16 protein-coding genes are annotated in these 16,903 nt (G+C 52.7%); 11 read left to right on the top strand and 5 right to left on the bottom strand.

Annotated elements, in window-relative coordinates; genetic code table 11:
• Nucleotides 1-17 precede the first annotated feature (17 nt).
• Both PAT3040_RS14160 and PAT3040_RS14155 read left to right on the top strand, forming a co-directional pair.
• Nucleotides 18-812, top strand: a complete 795-nt coding sequence (locus tag PAT3040_RS14160; RefSeq protein WP_108993246.1) for an SDR family NAD(P)-dependent oxidoreductase — start codon at nt 18-20, stop codon at nt 810-812.
• A gap of 362 nt (nt 813-1,174) precedes the next feature.
• Entirely contained in the window at nt 1,175-1,720 is a 546-nt protein-coding gene (locus PAT3040_RS14155) for an NADPH-dependent FMN reductase (protein WP_108993245.1), read from the top strand.
• A 180-nt stretch (nt 1,721-1,900) separates the two neighbouring features.
• On the opposite strand, the gene PAT3040_RS14150 is transcribed toward PAT3040_RS14155, so the two are convergent.
• Together PAT3040_RS14150 and PAT3040_RS14145 are read right to left on the bottom strand one after the other, a co-directional pair.
• Nucleotides 1,901-2,425 carry a winged helix-turn-helix transcriptional regulator gene (locus PAT3040_RS14150; RefSeq protein ID WP_256975873.1) on the bottom strand — a complete coding sequence of 175 codons (525 nt, stop codon included), beginning with the start codon at nt 2,423-2,425 and terminating at the stop codon, nt 1,901-1,903.
• Nucleotides 2,426-2,460: 35 nt separating this feature from the next.
• Nucleotides 2,461-2,823 carry a VOC family protein gene (locus PAT3040_RS14145; RefSeq protein WP_087570168.1) on the bottom strand — a complete coding sequence of 121 codons (363 nt, stop codon included), beginning with the start codon at nt 2,821-2,823 and terminating at the stop codon, nt 2,461-2,463.
• Between the two features lie 176 nt (nt 2,824-2,999).
• Between PAT3040_RS14145 and PAT3040_RS14140 the strand changes: the two genes are divergently transcribed.
• From PAT3040_RS14140 to PAT3040_RS14125, 4 genes are all read left to right on the top strand, one after another.
• Nucleotides 3,000-3,845 carry an SDR family oxidoreductase gene (locus PAT3040_RS14140; protein ID WP_108993244.1) on the top strand — a complete coding sequence of 282 codons (846 nt, stop codon included), beginning with the start codon at nt 3,000-3,002 and terminating at the stop codon, nt 3,843-3,845.
• A 77-nt stretch (nt 3,846-3,922) separates the two neighbouring features.
• The gene (locus PAT3040_RS14135) at nt 3,923-4,435 is read left to right on the top strand and encodes a hypothetical protein (protein ID WP_108993243.1); all 513 of its coding nucleotides are present in this window, start codon (nt 3,923-3,925) and stop codon (nt 4,433-4,435) included.
• A gap of 220 nt (nt 4,436-4,655) precedes the next feature.
• Nucleotides 4,656-5,675: an ABC transporter substrate-binding protein gene (locus PAT3040_RS14130; protein ID WP_108993242.1), complete on the top strand. Its 1,020-nt coding sequence runs from the start codon at nt 4,656-4,658 to the stop codon at nt 5,673-5,675.
• A gap of 105 nt (nt 5,676-5,780) precedes the next feature.
• A complete protein-coding gene (locus tag PAT3040_RS14125; RefSeq protein WP_181376611.1) occupies nt 5,781-7,493 on the top strand; it encodes a helix-turn-helix domain-containing protein in 1,713 nt (570 codons plus the stop codon).
• Nucleotides 7,494-7,535: 42 nt separating this feature from the next.
• Here PAT3040_RS14125 and PAT3040_RS14120 read toward each other — a convergent pair whose 3' ends face one another.
• The 3 genes from PAT3040_RS14120 to PAT3040_RS14110 form a co-directional block, all read right to left on the bottom strand.
• On the bottom strand, nt 7,536-8,114 hold the full coding sequence (locus PAT3040_RS14120; protein WP_108993240.1) for a TetR/AcrR family transcriptional regulator: 579 nt from the start codon (nt 8,112-8,114) through the stop codon (nt 7,536-7,538).
• Nucleotides 8,115-8,177: 63 nt separating this feature from the next.
• Entirely contained in the window at nt 8,178-8,594 is a 417-nt protein-coding gene (locus tag PAT3040_RS14115) for a VOC family protein (protein WP_108993239.1), read from the bottom strand.
• 151 nt (nt 8,595-8,745) lie between these two features.
• Nucleotides 8,746-10,854 (bottom strand): methyl-accepting chemotaxis protein, encoded by a 2,109-nt coding sequence (locus PAT3040_RS14110; RefSeq protein ID WP_181376610.1) that lies wholly within the window; start codon nt 10,852-10,854, stop codon nt 8,746-8,748.
• A gap of 228 nt (nt 10,855-11,082) precedes the next feature.
• Here PAT3040_RS14110 and PAT3040_RS14105 point away from each other — a divergent pair, with 228 nt between their 5' ends.
• The 5 genes from PAT3040_RS14105 (at nt 11,083) to PAT3040_RS14085 (ending at nt 16,504) form a co-directional block, all read left to right on the top strand.
• Entirely contained in the window at nt 11,083-12,249 is a 1,167-nt protein-coding gene (locus PAT3040_RS14105) for a sensor histidine kinase (RefSeq protein ID WP_108993237.1), read from the top strand.
• Nucleotides 12,250-12,406: 157 nt separating this feature from the next.
• On the top strand, nt 12,407-13,039 hold the full coding sequence (locus tag PAT3040_RS14100) for a response regulator (protein ID WP_087570177.1): 633 nt from the start codon (nt 12,407-12,409) through the stop codon (nt 13,037-13,039).
• A gap of 142 nt (nt 13,040-13,181) precedes the next feature.
• The gene (locus PAT3040_RS14095; protein WP_108993236.1) at nt 13,182-14,114 is read left to right on the top strand and encodes an ABC transporter ATP-binding protein; all 933 of its coding nucleotides are present in this window, start codon (nt 13,182-13,184) and stop codon (nt 14,112-14,114) included.
• A 12-nt stretch (nt 14,115-14,126) separates the two neighbouring features.
• Nucleotides 14,127-15,404, top strand: coding sequence for an ABC transporter permease (locus tag PAT3040_RS14090; protein ID WP_108993235.1), 1,278 nt, complete (start codon nt 14,127-14,129; stop codon nt 15,402-15,404).
• Nucleotides 15,404-16,504 carry an ABC transporter permease gene (locus PAT3040_RS14085; RefSeq protein ID WP_108993234.1) on the top strand — a complete coding sequence of 367 codons (1,101 nt, stop codon included), beginning with the start codon at nt 15,404-15,406 and terminating at the stop codon, nt 16,502-16,504. Before PAT3040_RS14090 ends, PAT3040_RS14085 begins: the two co-directional genes overlap by 1 nt.
• Nucleotides 16,505-16,903: the final 399 nt, after the last annotated feature.

Here is a 16,903-nt window from a genome sequence, read left to right as displayed (position 1 = left end):
AAAAGGAGACATGTGATATGGAGATGGGGCTGGCGAATAGAACGGCGTTGGTAACGGGATCCACCAAAGGGATCGGGAAAGCGATCGCGTTTGAGCTTGCCAAGGAAGGCGTGCATATATACGTAAACGGTCGGAATGCGGATGAAGCTGAAAGTGTCGTCCGGGAACTGAAGGAACGTTACCCGGATACGAACCCGCGCAATGCCGCGGCCGATCTGGTCGATAGCGGGCAGAGGGAGCGGTTGTTCGAAGCTTTTCCTCATGTGGATATTTTAATCAACAACATGGGGATTTATGAAATGATGAACTACGCCGACGTGCAAGACGAGGTATGGGAGAGATACTTCCGTACAAATGTCTTGGCTGCGAACGGCTTGTCCAAATTTTATTTGCCTAAAATGGTTGCTAACAATTTCGGACGGCTGATCTTTATCGGAAGCGAGGAGGCCGTTATGCCGGCAGGTCATATGCCCCAGTATGCCATGACCAAAACGATGCTTCTGTCCTTGTCCAGAAGCTTGTCGAAACTGACGGCAGGAACAGAGGTAACGGTAAACAGTATTTTGCCTGGACCGACGCTTTCGGAGAACGTGGAAGGCATCGTTAATGGCCTCTATTCGGAGAAGGGCTTAACATTCGCGGCAAAGGAGCGGCAATTTATGGAGTCCAGCCTGCCCCAATCCGAGCTGCGACGATTTATACGTCCACATGAGATCGGCAGACTTGCTGCCTTTCTCTGCAGTCCGTATGCAGCCGCATTCAGGGGTTCGCCGATTCGCATGGACGGCGGCATGGTGCCAACGATTTTTTAGCCTTGGCGCTGTACGGAGCTTTCCTGGTCAGGTGCGGTTATATAGGCGCACCAAGACATGCTTATGAACAATTAGGGTCAGTCGAAATATTGGGCTGGCTTTTTTTGTTGTATAGGAAAACATGATTAGGTTGTAATGGAGCCAATACGCGCGATGATGATGCCAATATGTGCGCCGTCAGCTCAGCTGGTCGCCAGATCTGTGTGACTTAGGCAATAGTCCAATCTTTTTATTCCTTGAACAGTTGGCATGTTTAGGAATCGGATAATTTTAAATTACATACTTCCCTTTCGCTACTAAAAGAGTTATACTAACTAAGTATTATATAGTTATTAACTAACTTAAATTCAGGAGGTAAAGAAATGTCGAATTTGAATATCGGTATTATTCTGGGCAGCACGCGTCAAGGACGTGTAAGTCCACAGGTTGGAGAATGGGTTAAAGGCATAGCGGATGGACGCGGCGACGCTTCTTACGAAATCGTGGACATCGCAGAATACAATCTTCCTTTCCTCGGCGAGGGTACAGGCGAAGAGCCGGGCTTGGCGGCTTGGAATGCCAAGCTGAGCAGCTTGGACGGCTTTGTATTTATCGTACAGGAATACAATCATAGCATTACTGGCTCGCTTAAAAACGCTGTGGATTCTGCTCGCGAGGCATGGAATGACAAAGCTGCAGGCATCGTCAGCTATGGCTCCACTGGCGGAGCGCGTGCTGCAGAGCACCTTCGCGGCATTCTGGGCGAGCTGTCGGTCGCTGACGTACGCGTTCATCCGACACTGTCGCTGTTCACAGACTTCGAAAACTACTCCGTCTTCAAACCGGCTGACCTTCATCTGACTAATGTCAACGCGATGCTGGACCAAGTCGTGGCATGGAGCGGCGCTTTGAAGTCTCTGAGAGCTTAATGACATTTTAATAAATGCAGAAGAAAAACCGCGGATTCCGCGGTTTTTTTGTCGTCGTTAGATACAATGCAGCATTGTTATACATAGCGGAGCAGCAGATGAATCGTTGATCGTTGAAATTATTTGGTCGGAACGGAGCAAAATGCGGCTCGGATCGTGCAATTAACGTCGCCTGTGTCGCTACAAGAGGGACGATAGATCGGCTGCCAAACGCCGGACGGGCGGCTTCGAATCCTGATGGAGCAAGTAAATATATGCCGGACGGGGCAGCTCCGCAATGGACTTGTCCACCGCGCCGATCAGCTGCAGCTCGTCCAGCCGTCCCGACAGCATGCGAGGCGTGACCTGGCCCAAAGCGAATCGGATATCCTGGAACCTCGTATGCTCGTAATGAAGAGCGAGCAGAAGCGGAAGATTCCAGGCTTTTGCCGAGAGTCGACCGTATCCCAGCATGCCTTCGGCGGATTGAACGGCTTTGGCCGCATCCCGCAGCAGTAATCCCTTTTCGGTCAACACATATTCAGGCAAGGCGGGGTGGCGTCGTTCCAGCGGCGACAAGTGCCGGAGCAGCCCATGCTCAGCCATCCGCTTTAAATTGTCGCTAAGCCGTGCTGGCGTAATCTGCAGCCGATTTTGCAGCGGAGTGAACCTGCCGCCGCTAGGCTCAACCTCCAGCAGCAAAGGAACGGTCCATTGTCCCGACAGCTCTTGAGCCAGGCCTAGAATACGTTGTTCCGTGTTCAGGCGGACTCCAACTCTTCGGATAACATCAGATTATGCCCGTCCGGATCGACGAACGTCGCGAGCTTGGCCATGCCTGGCACCGTTTCGGTATCGCCGATAAATCGGACGCCGCGCTGCTCCAGCAACTCTCTGGTATGTACGATGTCATAAACCTCGAATACGGTGGAAGACGTGGAAGGGACGACCTCTTCTGCCTCCGAAAAGCCAATGATACAATCCTTCGTGTTCGTATTGACCATAGCCATGCCAGTGTCGGGATCATGGAAGTTTACTTCGAAGCCTAGCTTCTCCTTGTAAAAATCAATCGTTTGATCCAAGCTCTTGACACTGTACCATACAGTTACCCCTGGTTTGAACATTTAAGCACCTCCGATAGTTTGCCACAATAGAATTTTTTGGTGATAAGGCCTCGATAGAGGAATTATCATATCGATATCATATCAAGTATATTTTCGATAGTAAAGTCCTGATTATTGCGGATTGTAAGTCAATACGCTTACAATAGATAGAAATTAAGAGAATCGGAGGTGCCGGAATGAGTCGTAAGCTGGCGATGGTGACGGGCGCGAATTCGGGGATGGGTCTGGCTACTTCAATCGGGCTTGCCAAGGCGGGCATGCGCGTCGTGATGGTATGCCGCAGCGAGGCAAGAGGCAAGGAAGCTCTGGCGAAAGTGCGGGATGCGGCGGGCGGCGATACGGCGGAGCTTATGTTGTGCGATCTGGGTTCCTTCGCCGATATTCGCAGGTTTGCAGCGGAATTTAACAGCCGCGGCGACGCGCTGGACGTGCTTGTCAACAATGCGGGCGTCGTCAGTCTAAAGCGGACGCTGACGAAGGACGGCTTCGAATCCATGATCGGAATCAATCATCTGGGACATTTTTTGTTTACGATGCTTCTACTTGACAGAATCAAGGCAGCGAAGCAAGGAAGGATCGTCGTCGTGGCGTCCGGCGCGTACAAGGCTGGGCGACTGAACTTCGACGATTTCAATCTGACGAAAGGATTCAATGTCGCCAAGGGCTACGGACAATCGAAGCTTGCCAATATCCTGTTCGCAAGGTCGCTCGCGAAGAGGCTGGCCGGTACGACGACGACGGTTAATTCGCTTCATCCCGGCGCGGTCGCCACCAACATCGGAGTAAGCAGAGAGACGGGATTCGGAAAGAGCTTGCATGTTTTGCTCAAACCGTTTTTCCTCACGCCGGAGCAAGGATCGGAGACGGCGCTGCATCTGGCGTTAAGTCCGGAGGTGAAGGATGCGAGCGGAGAATACTTCTACAAGAAACAAGCTCAAGCCCTTGCGGGCAAAGCGGCAGACGATGAATCGGCCGAACGTTTATGGAAGTGGAGCATGGAGGCAGTTGGACTGAAGGGATAAAAGGCTTCTAATACATTCGAGAATACAGCGGATTTGTAGTAGAACGACCGCAACAAAAAAATGAGGGGGTGCCGGATTTGGTTAAACCAAATCATTGTAGAAACTGGATGAGCATCGTGCTGCTTGGCGTTGTACTGCTGTTGACAGCAGCTTGCGGAGGCTCCGTGTCCGAAACGTTGGTGGGTTATGCCGTAGCTCATTCCGAGCAGGGCGTGCTTGTCGTCGAACCGTTGAACGAAGACCCTGAATCGGACAAAACTTTCAGAGCCGCTGTATGGGTTGGCAATCTGCACAGAAATCAAGTTGGCAACCTGCTGCAAGTGCAGCTGGGAGCTCAGGCCGACTCCTATCCCGGGTTATCTTTATCGAAGAAAACGAAGCAGCAACAGCAGCCCAAAGGGGAGCGGAGCGTGCTTATCGCAAGCCTGGATTATGCCAAAACCAAGTGGGAGAACGGATTGCCCGTCATCGATTCCGTCTCGTACGATAAAGAGGCTGCGAAGTGGGAGATTGACTTAGGGTGCTTGCTTGACGAGGAGCAGAAGCTGAAGCTGCTTGTTGACGCCAAACAAGAAATTGCGGAGCTTTAATCCGTATTCATAGTTGAATGGAGACTGATTATCGACTATGGGAGGCAACATTTTATACTTCTACTGGGGGTTAAAGCCGCAGAGAAGAAAAATGGACAAAAAAACAAGCCTGATTTTATTTGTCCATTGAGAGTGCATTTGGATTTTCGTATGATACATTAATAGATAATGATTATCATTATCCATTAAACAGACGAAAAGACAGATGGAGGGCAACAAAATGAAAAAGGCAGGAAAATGGTTGACAATCCTGATGGCGGCCGCGCTCACGACCGGAGCGCTGTCCGCGTGCGGAGGACAAAACAATAACAACGCAACGGGTCAAGTAGAAGAAGCGAATAAAGGGGGGAACGAATCGTCGCAAGAGAGCGCTAAGCCGGACAGCGGCGGAACGTCGCAAGACGCTACGCAATCGTACGAAGACTGGACCGGTCATACGGTCGAAGTGCCGAAACAACCGCAACGGGTAATCTTCCATGGGGAGACAACAGGCGATCTAGCTGCGCTTGGCGTTAGTCCGGTAGGCATTATGTTGAGCTCCGTCGAGGGTACCTTAAGCGAGAAGCAATTCCAGGATGCCGAGGATGTCGGGTTCCCGTTTAACGTGGAGAAGGCCGTGGAACTGAATCCGGATCTAATCATTTTCGGAAACTCGGATGAAACCCAATACGGGACGATAGCGAAGGTTGCGCCTACCGTGACTTTCGATACCTTCGGATCGCTGGACGAACGTCTGACGAAGCTGGGGCAGCTCCTTGGCAAGCAAGAAGAAGCCAAGCAATGGTTGGAAGCCTACCATAAGCAAGAAGCGGCGATGTGGAAGGCGATCAGGGACGGCGGAATTGGCGAAGACGAGACGGCCACGGTATTTACCATGTATCCGGGCAATCGGTTGTTTGCCATGGCTAACACGGGGTTGTCGCAAATTTTGTACTCGGAAGGCGGCTTTAAGCCGACGCCTCTCGTGCAAGAAGCGTTGGACGGCGGACAAGGCTTCGTCGAGATCAGCTTCGAAAAGCTTCCGGAGTACGCGGGAGATCATCTCTTTTTGCTCACGCCAGTCGATGGCGAAGCCGTGAACGAGTTGAAGGAATTGGAGAAGGGCCAGGTGTGGAGCGGCCTTGAAGCCGTCAAGAAGGGCAATGTGTATACGTTTGGTTTGCTGGAAGCCTATAGCGATGCGCTATCGCGGGAATGGTTGATCCAGCAATTGCCGAAGGCGCTGCTGAAGTCCGAATAAACCGTTTCTATGATTCGAAGCCGCTTATCGTTGGGTTGATAAGCGGCTTTCGATCGTCTACAATGATAACAATTTTATTGTCATGTCATGTCTGGAGGACGTAGGATGGATCAAGCAAGATCTCACGGGGAGAGGCTTCGCTCTTTGCTCTTTCATATGCTTGAAGCACGACAGTGGATGCTTCGCGAAGATCAAGTGACGGAGGAGCGGAGCCGCTCATTTTATACGCTGCTTCTTGTTGCTTCCGGCGACTGCAGCTTGTATGCGGATGACGGTCTGATCCCGGCGCTGGAGCAAAGCTGCTTCATTTTGCCGCCTCGACAAAGATGGTACATTAGCAACTATTCGGGGGAGGAAGTCCTTCTCTATGAGATAACCTTTAAAATGATAGACGCGGATTCCGAAAGCGTCTTTCGCGAGCCGCTGCGGCCGATTCATTATAATTGGAGACTGTTTCCTTATTCTCGCGGGCTCAAATTGACCCGGCAATTGACTGCCGAAGAGGGGCAGGAGCCCGATAGCGGTGCGGAATCCGGATTTTCCGCGAACCCGGGGATGGATTGGCTCAACCGTCGTCTCGTGTTCCAGACCTTGATCGGAATGCTGCTAGAGCATAACTCGGAGCATATAACGAGTGGAGGAGCGCTTCCTTCCGCGGAACGTTCGATCGCTTTTATAGAGGAGCATTATATGCTGCCTCTAAGTATCAAACATTTGGCCGAGCAAGCCGGCATGCCGCAAAGTCAATATGTATCCATGATAAAGCAGCTGACGGGATCCGCCCCGCTGGATTTCTTAAATCAGCTTCGCATAAAACACGCGAAGACGCTGCTTGTGACGACGGGAGACCCTCTTCGGGAAATCGCGAAAAAGGTCGGCTTCGAGGACGAATATTATTTCAGCAGACGATTTCGCCAGAGCACGGGAATTGCCCCAAGGCAATATGCGCAATCCATGAGGGGGAGCAAGAAAATTATCGATGATGCCGGTCACGAGGTGCGTATACCGCTGAGTCCCCGACGCATTGTGTATTTCGGAGAAGTATTAGGCGATTTGCTGGCGCTTGGCGTCAGACCGGTGGGGAGCAATCTATACGAACTGGGAACTTCATGGCTGTCGGAAGAGGATGGCGGCCTGGAAGGAATCGAGGATATAGGAATTCCGTTTCGCTTAAGCAAAGCAAGGGCATTGGAGCCCGACTTGATTATTCTGTCCAACATGGATGAACGCATCTATGGGGAGATCAGCGCTATCGCTCCTACCATTGTGTACAATTCTTACGATTCCCTTTTGCTGAGACTGCGGAGACTGGGCGAGTGGCTAGGAAAAGGCGAGGAAGCGGACAGCTTTATGGATCGGTATTCGCTGCTTCTCGAGGATGCGAAGTTCGCGTGGAAGCAAGGTATGAGCAACGGCGAGAAGGCATCGGTATTTATATGCCATAGGGGACGCAAATGGTTCGTAATGGGAAGGTTAGGTTTATCTGAATTGCTGCATAACGTGGATGGGACGTCCCTTACCGATGGGATCCAGGCGCTGATTGCTGCCGGAGATGCTTACCTGATGATCGACCGGCAGGATATCGCCAAACATGCCGGCGATATCCTGTTTATTCCCATGCCGGAGAATTCATCGTCTCGCGAAACAACGGAGCAAATGCTCCGGAGCGACCTGTGGCTAAGCATTCCGGCAGTGCGGCGCGGACTCGCGTTTGTGGTCGAGGAGAGCAGATGGAATCTGTACGACGCGATTTCGCGCATTCGTCAATTGGAGCATTTGCAATCGCTTATCGATCGCGTCCACGAAAATCGGGATTAACATAAAAGGAAATTCCGGTCGTCTATCGGAAAGACCGTAAGGTTAACGCCGCTTCAGCATATGCAGAATAACGGCCATCGTTTCTTCCAGCGCTTCCGGCTCGTTAGGGCGCTCCGCAATCCATAACGCGGATTCATTAAGCGCTCCGGACAGGAAGCGGGTCATGGCGGCTGGAGAAAGCCCGGAATAATACCCGTGCTCCTGTAAAATCTCGAGCTGCTCGCGAAGATGCCGCATCGCGTTCTCTTCGTCCAAGCGCCTCCAAGTTTCCCACCCTAACACGGCAGGTCCGTCCAGCAGGAGAATGCGCAGGGCGGAAGGAGAAACAGCCGCCTCCACAAATGCCTTGCAGCCGAGAATCAGCTGCTCAAGCGGATCATCGCTTCGCGAAGCTTCGCGCTCTACTTTCTCGCCAAGCTCCGCTTGCACGGCCGACACAACCGCCTTGAACAAACCGAGCTTGTTCCCGTAATGATGATATAACGCTCCTCTCGTCATGCCAGCTTCGGCGACGATCTCCTCTAGCGACGCCTTGGCGTAGCCGTGTTCCGTAAACCGTATTCTGGCGATGTCAAGCAGCTTGTCCGCCGTCTCTTGCGAATGCTCCTTCGTTCTTCTCATCGGTTAGGAAGCCTCCTTGCGGGATATTCACAACTATCATTTTGCGCTTCCCGGATCGAAGCTTCAATTCTTATAGTGATCCGCATAATTCTCGGCTGGAGGAATGTTGGTAATAACGTCGATCAGGACGCCGTTGGGGTCGCGCGTGATGAAGTGGCGCTGGCCGAAAGCTTCGTCCCGAATATCGAGCTCGACCGGCAGCCCCGCTTGCCGAATGAGACGCTCGTATTCCAGGTCTACATCATCGACTTCGATATTCAAAATAAGGCCTTGCGTCGACTTGCGGAAACCTTCCGGGATTGTGCCGTGACTAGGCTCGAGAATGGCAAGCTCGAAGGCGGGACCCGTTCCCTCGATTCGCAAGCTGACGTACCATTCGGACTCGAACACGATTCCGAATCCGAAGTGCTCGCAGTAAAACTTCGCTGTTTCCTCTACATTTACTGTAAGTAAAACGGGATATAAGCTTGCAACTCTCATTGTTTTAAGTCTCCTTTGGTATTGGAATATTTTTAATCTAACATACATACAGTATGTATGTAAATATGCGAACACAACTTTACCAAAGCAAAATAAACAAGGCGTCCGAGCGAATACATCGCTTCGGGCGCCTTGTTGGTCTGACGAATCGTTAAATTTTGAACTTTGACAACCTTTCCAGCAATTCTTCGACCATGTTGCTTAGCTGAGCAGAGGAAGCCGATATTTCTTCCATGGAAGCAAGTTGCTCCTCGGATGCGGCGGCAACGCCTTGCGAACCGGCGGCAGCTTCGGATGCGAGCCCGGACAGTCCGTTCATGTTTTCCGCGATCTGCCCGGTGCTTGCGGACAGCTCTTCCGCCGCCGCCGATACCTCCTGAATCTGAACATTGACGGAAGTCATCTCCGTCAGAATACGACCGAATAGGCGCTGACTGTTCGTAATGCTGGCGAGACTATTTTGTACATTCGCATTTCCTGCGGCCATTATTCTGGAAGCATTATCGGTATCGGTACGAACGGCCGCGACAAGCTGCGTGACTTCGTCCGCAGCCTTGCGGGTTCCATCCGCAAGCTTGCGGATTTCGCCGGCGACGACGGCGAAGCCTCGACCATGCTCGCCAACGCGGGACGCTTCGATTGCCGCGTTTAACGCGAGCAGATTGGTTTGCGTGCTGATAGCCGTAATGGCGTCGATCATGCCGCCAATCTGGACGGAACGCTCCTCAAGTCTCCGGATAGCCGCCTCTGTCTCTTCTGCGGAACGAACGACGATTTCCATCTCCGAGACGGCGTCCTGCAAGGCAACGCTGCCCGTCCGCGTCTGTGCCGTTACATCGTCGGCCGAAGTCGAGACGGATGATGAGGATCCTGCGATGCGTTCGGCGGCGATCGTCATCTCTTCCATAATTCGCGAGGATTCGATGGCGTGTTCATTCTGCGTGACGGCGCCGTCGGCAATTCGGCCGATCGATTCGGCTACGTTCTGGGCGGCATGGCTGGTCTGTTCCGCGCTCGCCGTCAACTGCTGCGAGGTCGCTCCTACAGCCATGGACAAGTCGGAGACCAAGCGGAACATGTCGCGCAGCTTCTCCGTCATATCGTTGAAGTATCCGCTCATCACTCCGATCTCGTCGCCGGATTTAACCTCCATCCGCTGGGTCAGGTCGCCCTGCGCCATTAGAAGCAGCTTGCCGGATAATGTCTTGAGCGGCCGGGTTACCATCATTCGGACCAAAATCGTCATGATCAGCGCCAAAACCAGTATGCCCGCCAGTGCGGTTGCCAGAGCTGTCGTGCGAGACTCGTAATAGTGGGACATAATGACGGACTTCGAGATGGAGGAGACGGCATACCAAGTTTGCTCGGAGCCTGGCAGCGTGATGGGCTCGAATAGGCGTAACACATCGACTCCCTTCGAATTCGGCGTATATCCCTTTAAGCTCAAACCTTCCTTCACTTGCTGCCATAGCGCCGCCTTCTGGGGATTATCCCCGTAGCCTTTCATTACGGATGCCGGATCGTTGGGATTGGCGGCATAGATGCCTTTGTCCGTGAGCAGGGACACGTAGCCTTCCATTGGCGTATATTTCAACGCTTCTTCCTGAAGCTGCTCTAGCGATAAATCGATGCCGATTATGCCGACAAAGTTCCCGTCAGTGTCCAGGATAGGTTCGACGATCGACATAATTTGTTCCTCTTTACCTGCGATCTGATAAGTATACGGTTCTATATACGACAGTTTTTTGCTGGCTTTCGGGATCAAATAATAATCGCCAGTGCCAGGCTTGTCATAATCGACAAGCGGCTCCAAGTGAATGCTATCATTCTTCTTGACAAGGTAAGGAAGGAATCTGCCCGTTGCATCGTCATATGCCGCTTTGTTCCGATTGAGGGCATCGTTGCCGTCGAAGGCGTTCGGCTCCCATAACGTATAGATGGCAAAAAGCTCTGGCCGGCTCTCCAGAACATGATGGAGAAGCGCGATCGTTTCTTCCCGCGATACCGACTGGTCTTCCCGCGAAATGGCGAGCAGGTCGGACAGCGACTTCAGCATCGCGCTCATGCTCGACATCGTAATTTGAAGATCCGTGGCGTATTGCACCCCTGCCGTTTTGGCCTCCAGTTCCCCCTTTTCGATGCTTTGTTTCTCAAGCTCGCCCAGATTAATATACAGATTCGACCCGAGCACAAGTACCAGCATAACCCAGACGACTAACGTGAATTTCATAGCCAGCGACAGCTTGCGCAGTTTTGACAAGATGGCCACCTCTTTCTTTATGTATAGGCGATTATTCGGCATAATTCGACATTTCGTGAATAGTTCTTAAGAACTATAAGTCGAACGGACGTTTTCGAAATAAATTGTTCAATTCGAAAACGATTCCGAGATCGTTGGACGCTCGTAATTCGATTCGGTATAATTTGGTGATGCTTGTGGAACGGAACTTGGTAACGGCATTACTAAGATGCAGGGGAGACTTGGCGAATGCGTTCGTTTTGGTTATGGTTTGTTCTTTTGTCCGCGGCATTATTGCTGGCAGTGCTTCAGGAAAATGCCGATGGGGATGAGTCGGCGAGGCGCATGTTGTTCTCTGCGCTGCTGCTTGCAGCCTATTTCGCGGCGCCGTTATTGCGGAGAAAACCAGCGGCGTTAACGGCGCTTCTGTGCGGTGCCGCAGTGTTTGCAGCCATTGCATTATGGCCATCCGACGGGCAAGGCCATAAACCTTACCCGCTTCTAGTGTTCGCTTTGCTGGCCGGCAAAGCTGCCTATCGGTTACCCGGTGGTTATGCCGTAATCGTCGGGGCGTTCTCTCTGGCGGGAGCTGCCGCGCCTGCCATACTGGGGGAGCCTGGTTATCCGCCGCTGTTCCTACTCCTATTCGCCATTGCGTTCGGCATTGTCGCCAATCTGGCCGGTACGATGATCGGGGAGCGCGACGAAGCAACGGCGAGGAGCGAGGCGCTGTTAAGCGAATACAGGTTGATGAAGCGCAGGCTGGCGACGAGCGAGGAGGAAGCTCGGCAGGATGAACGAACGCAAGTGGCGCGTGAAATCCATGACTCCGTTGGCCATAAGCTGACGGCGCTGATGATGCAGATCGAGATGCACCGGTTGTCCGCGGAAGCGGAATCGAAGGAGATGCTGGCAGAACTTAAGGTGCTGGCCAAAGAAAGTTTGGAGGAGACGAGAAGCGCTGTAAAAACATTAAACGAAGAGGAGGGCGGAGGCCTGGCCGCGATTCTCCGACTGCTGCGCAAATTGGAGGCCGAAAGCTTGATGCGCATCGAATTTACGGTCAAGGACGGCGCTTTGACGGCGCCGCTTGTTCCGGCCCAATCCATCGCGATCTACCGGGCGCTTCAGGAGGCGCTCACCAACGCCATGCGGCATGGGGTCGGCAGGGAAGCGAAGATCAGCTTCGAAGCGCCGGGCGGAGGGAGCGTATTCCGCTTCGAGGTTACGAATCCCGTGAAGCAGGGCGGTGCCTTCTTCGAAGGCTTCGGGCTGCGCGGCATGCGTGAACGTATCAAGGAGACGGGCGGGCAGCTCGAGGTTTCCTCATTCGCGGAAGTGTTTATTGTAAGAGGCACTTATAGTTTGAGTTCAAAAAGTTCGGTTATCAGTACCGAGAAGATTGAAGGCAACTAGAAACTGAGGAGCGGAGCGTAGCAGAGCTACGTGAGCACCGGAAGGTTCGGTTGCGTTCAATATTCGATGTCGAGTAAGCTTCTAGGCATACTTCGTAATGGGAATCGGACTTTTTGAACAACCTCTTATACGTTGGTTGACAGGGAGGGCGAATAATGTGATACGTATTTTAATAGCCGAGGATCAAGCCATGGTGCGTCAAGGTCTGAAAATGATGATGGAAACAGATCCCGAGATGATCGTAACAGGGGAGGCGGGAAACGGGAAGGAAGCCGTAGCCCTGTGCGAGAAACAGGCTTTCGATGTGGCCGTGCTCGATATCCAGATGCCGGAGATGTCGGGACTCGAGGCGCTCCGAAGCATTCGTTCCCGCTGGCCTCGCTGCAAGGTGCTGATGCTGACGACCTTTAACGACGACGAATACGCTTTAGAAGCGATGAAGTGCGGAGCGCACGGCTACATGCTGAAGGATGCGGAGCCGGAGGCGTTGGTTCGCTCTATCCGCAGCTGCTTGTCCGGCGGTTTGTCGCTGCAAGAAAATGTGGCGGCGAAGCTGATCCCAAGGCTGCTCGGCGACGCGAAGGAGCCTTCGGTCGATGCGTCGATTACGCCCAGAGAGCTTGCCATCACTAGGCTGGTAGGCGAAGGCAGGAGCAATAAGGAAATTGCCGAGGAGCTCGGACTATCCGTCGGGACGGTCAAGAACCATATCAGCGGCATCATGGACAAGCTGGATCTCCGCGACCGGACGCAGCTTGCCATCTATGCGATTCGTCATGGCATTGTGTAAGCGTCGCTGCAAATAAAATGACGGAAGTCATGGTTGCCTTCCCGATGAGTGACTGAAGACAGTGATCGTACTGTCTTTTTTCTATTACAATTAGATCAAGGCGATACAGAAAGACTTAGTGGATCGAAATGGAGGGCAACCCATGCTGGAAACAGTGGAGCTTGGCAAAACGTTTAAAGGAAAAACGGCGGTGGACGGCGCCAGCATTTATCTGGAGGAAGGAGAGGCCGTCGGGCTGCTCGGGCCGAACGGAGCGGGCAAATCGACGATGATCTCGATGATCGCTTCCTTATTGAAGCCGACCTTCGGCGATGTTCGTCTGAACGGACAAAGCGTGCTGAAAAATCCCGCCATGATCCGCCGGACGCTTGGCGTCGTGCCTCAGGAGATCGCATTGTACGCGGAGTTAAGCGCCTATGAGAACTTGAAGTTTTTTGGCCGAATCTACGGGCTCAAGGGAAAGCTGCTGGAGACGAAGATGCAGGAGGTGCTGGAGATGGTAGGTCTCCGCGAGCGCCAAAAGGAACTGATCCGGACGTTCTCGGGCGGGATGAAACGGCGCATTAATATTGCGGCGGCGCTGCTGCACGATCCCAAGCTCGTTATTATGGATGAGCCGACTGTGGGCATCGACCCGCAGTCCCGCAATCATATTTTGGATACTGTACGCCTCTTGAACCGCGAGAAAGGAACGACCGTCCTGTATACGAGCCATTATATGGAAGAGGTCGAACAGCTGTGCAGCCGCGTCTACATTATGGACCATGGACAGATTATCGCATCCGGCACGCATAATGAACTGGGACGCATCCTGTCCGGTGAGGATACTCTCTATGTAAAGATGAGCGCTCCAAGCCCGGGTTTCGTCCATGAGCTTAAAAGTCTTGAATCGGTGAGACAAGCGGAAGAGACCGGAGACGGGGTAAAGCTGATCGTGGCCAAACAAACCAATATTTTGTCCGAGGTAGTGGGAACGGCGGATCGACATAAGGTGCAGATTCTTAACTTGCATGTCCACTCTCCGAGCTTGGAGGATGTTTTCCTCCACCTTACGGGCCGGAAGCTCCGGGATTGAGGGGGAAGAGAGATGGGTATTTTTTTTCGGAAAGATTTTCTGACCTACTGGCGAGATCGAAAGGAATTACTGATCGCCATCCTTATGCCGCTTGTTCTCATCTTCGTGATGAGCTTTGCGTTACCGAACTGGTTCGGCAACGAGACGCCTTCCATTCATATGAAGATCGGTTTTGTGGTAGAGGATGATGCAGCGAGCGGAATTGCGGCGTTTAAGGAATCGCTGGGCGGATCAGGCAGGACGGAAGGGGAGATCGCTGCTCTCGCGGCGGCGGCGGATGACTTGAATCCAGTTTTGCTTCTGAGAGGATTGTTGGACAGCGAGGAGTTCCGGGGCATCGCAGAGGTCGTGGAGACAGATGCGGCAGCGGCGCTCGGTCAGCTTGAGAACGGAAAATGGACAGCCATCGTGACGATACCGGCTGGATACACGCAATCGGGTCTTGGCGGCATGCTGCTGGGGCAAGAGGAGACCGTGCCGCTTCGGATAACAGCCGAGGAAACCTCCATGGAGCTGGACGTTCTTCGCGACGTGCTTGGTGATTATTACCGCTCGCTCAATTTCTCCATGGCTATCGATACCGTTACGAAGGCTTCTGGTTTCGTGCCAACGGGAGGAGTCGACACAGCCCTTGCACCAATTGGCGGAATCGAACAGGTAGAAGGTTTCCGCGTCATTACGTCCAGTCAATATTTTACGCTGTCCATGAGCGTCCTGTTCTCCATGTTTATGGCAATGACGACGGCGACCAAGGCGATGACGGAGAAGAGGGAACATGTATTCCAGCGTATCTTGCTGTCAGGAGCACGGCCCGTTCAGTATGTTGCGGGGAAGGCGATGTCTACCTTCTGTATGACGATGCTGCAGGCTGTTATCGCCTTTCTTGTTTGCCACTTTGTATTGAACTTATTCCCTGGCGAATCGCTGTCATTCTGGCTTGGCGTTTCGGCGCTCGTGACGGTTTATTGCATCGGAATGGCGGGTTTAGCCACCATCTTTACATCGGTTACGTTCCGGTTGAAAGAGGATTCGGCCAGCGGTTTGATGATGATCGTCGTCATGGTGTTCGGTACGCTGGGCGGCGGATTCGTGCCGGTGTACGTGCTTCCGGACTGGATGCGCGGGATCGGCGAATGGACGCCGAACGGGATGGCGCTGGCGGCATACACGGACTGGATCCAACAAGGTATCGTGCCTGATCTATATAAGTCTACGGTATTGCTGCTGATCTTTTCCGTAGCGGCTATCATCGTCGGAATCGCCATGTTTCCGAGAAAGGGGCGGATCTGATGTCGGCCGTCATGTTATCGCAATGGATGAAGGAAAGACGCTCGCCCTACGTTCTCATGTTATTTATCGTGCTTAGCGTTTTGGCCGTCCTCCTCTTCGGCTCGAGCAACGGAGGCAGCTTGAAGGTTGACGTATTCTCCGATGCCGGAATGCCGGAAGAGCAAGCCTCTCTGCTTGTTGCCCGATTGAACGAAAGCGAAGCGTTCGTGTTCCGCATGTTGGAAGAAGAAGAAGTCAGAAAGAATGTGCAGGAAGGGCGGTCGGCGGCAGCCGTACGCTTAATGGCCGATGACTTTCGCATCCTGGCTTCCGTGAACGATTACAACGTCCAGCTTCTGGAGAGCCAAGTGGCGAGCGTCTACAAGGAGGAACTGCAGATTCGCTCCGCCATGGAAGCTGCCGGCAGTCCGAGCGGCTTTCGCGAAGACGTCTTGCGCTACCTGGAGAATCCTCCGCTGACTATGGAGCTCGCCTCCCCCGATGGGGGGAGCGTTGAATCCTATAATATGGGTCTCCAGTTGACCTTTGCGTTCGCCTTGTTCGTCGTCATGTTCACGATCGGCTTCAAGATCAACGCGATCAACGCTGAGAAGACATCGGGCATCTGGGATCGGATGGTGCTTTCGCCTCTGAGCAAAACCGCCATGTACATGGGCCATCTGACATACAGCACGATTATTGGCTTCATTCAGGTCGTTCTTGTGCTTGCGATCCTTCGTTTCGGATTCGGATTCGCCATCGGCGACCGCTATGGCGAGCTGCTGGCCGTATCGCTCCTCTACGTCGTATCGGTCGTGGCTATGGCCATATTGTTCACGGGAATTACCCGCACGCCGGAGAAATTCAACATGGTCTATCCATCGATCATTCCGGTTATTCCCCTTATCAGCGGAGCATACATGCCGCCGGGCGTATTCGATAACGCGATCCTTCAAGCCTTTGCGCAACTATTCCCGCTGTCGCATGCCATGGATGCCATGCTTGGGATCTCCATGCACGACTTCGGCTGGACCGAGCTGTATTTGCCAATTGCGAAGCTGCTTTTAGTCACCGTGCTGTTTATGGGCATCGGCATTAATTTGGTGGAGAGAAACAGGTGACGGATGAGCAACGTTAGGACAGCATGCTTGATAAGATAGACTAACAACCTAAAAAATCGAAATTCCAAATGTGTTTTATGCCGACAGTAGCAAACAAACGGATAAGAGGCTGCCCCGAGGTCAAATGTGATCTTGGGGCAGCTTTGTTGTTAGCGGGGGGAGGCTAGCGTGATGCTTTGCCGTAGCAAACCTTTGAAGCACATAAGTTGGCCAAAAAGCTGAATGGTGAACGATGCGGCGTAAAAGTTTCTTCGGCTCGATGAGGTTTTCGGAACTGTCGCTAACGGACAGTATGAGGCTGTCGATTCATTGTGTGTAACGGAGCTGAAACGTATTGCTTTCGCTAACGGACCTCAGAGCCTCTATTTGCAGCATTTTCGCGATATTGAAAATCTAACG

This window comes from Paenibacillus agaridevorans (genome assembly GCF_003112455.1).
Lineage (GTDB): Bacteria > Bacillota > Bacilli > Paenibacillales > Paenibacillaceae > Pristimantibacillus > Pristimantibacillus agaridevorans.
The sequence above is the reverse complement of the archived record's forward strand: the minus strand, read 5'-3'. Positions and strand labels throughout refer to the sequence as shown.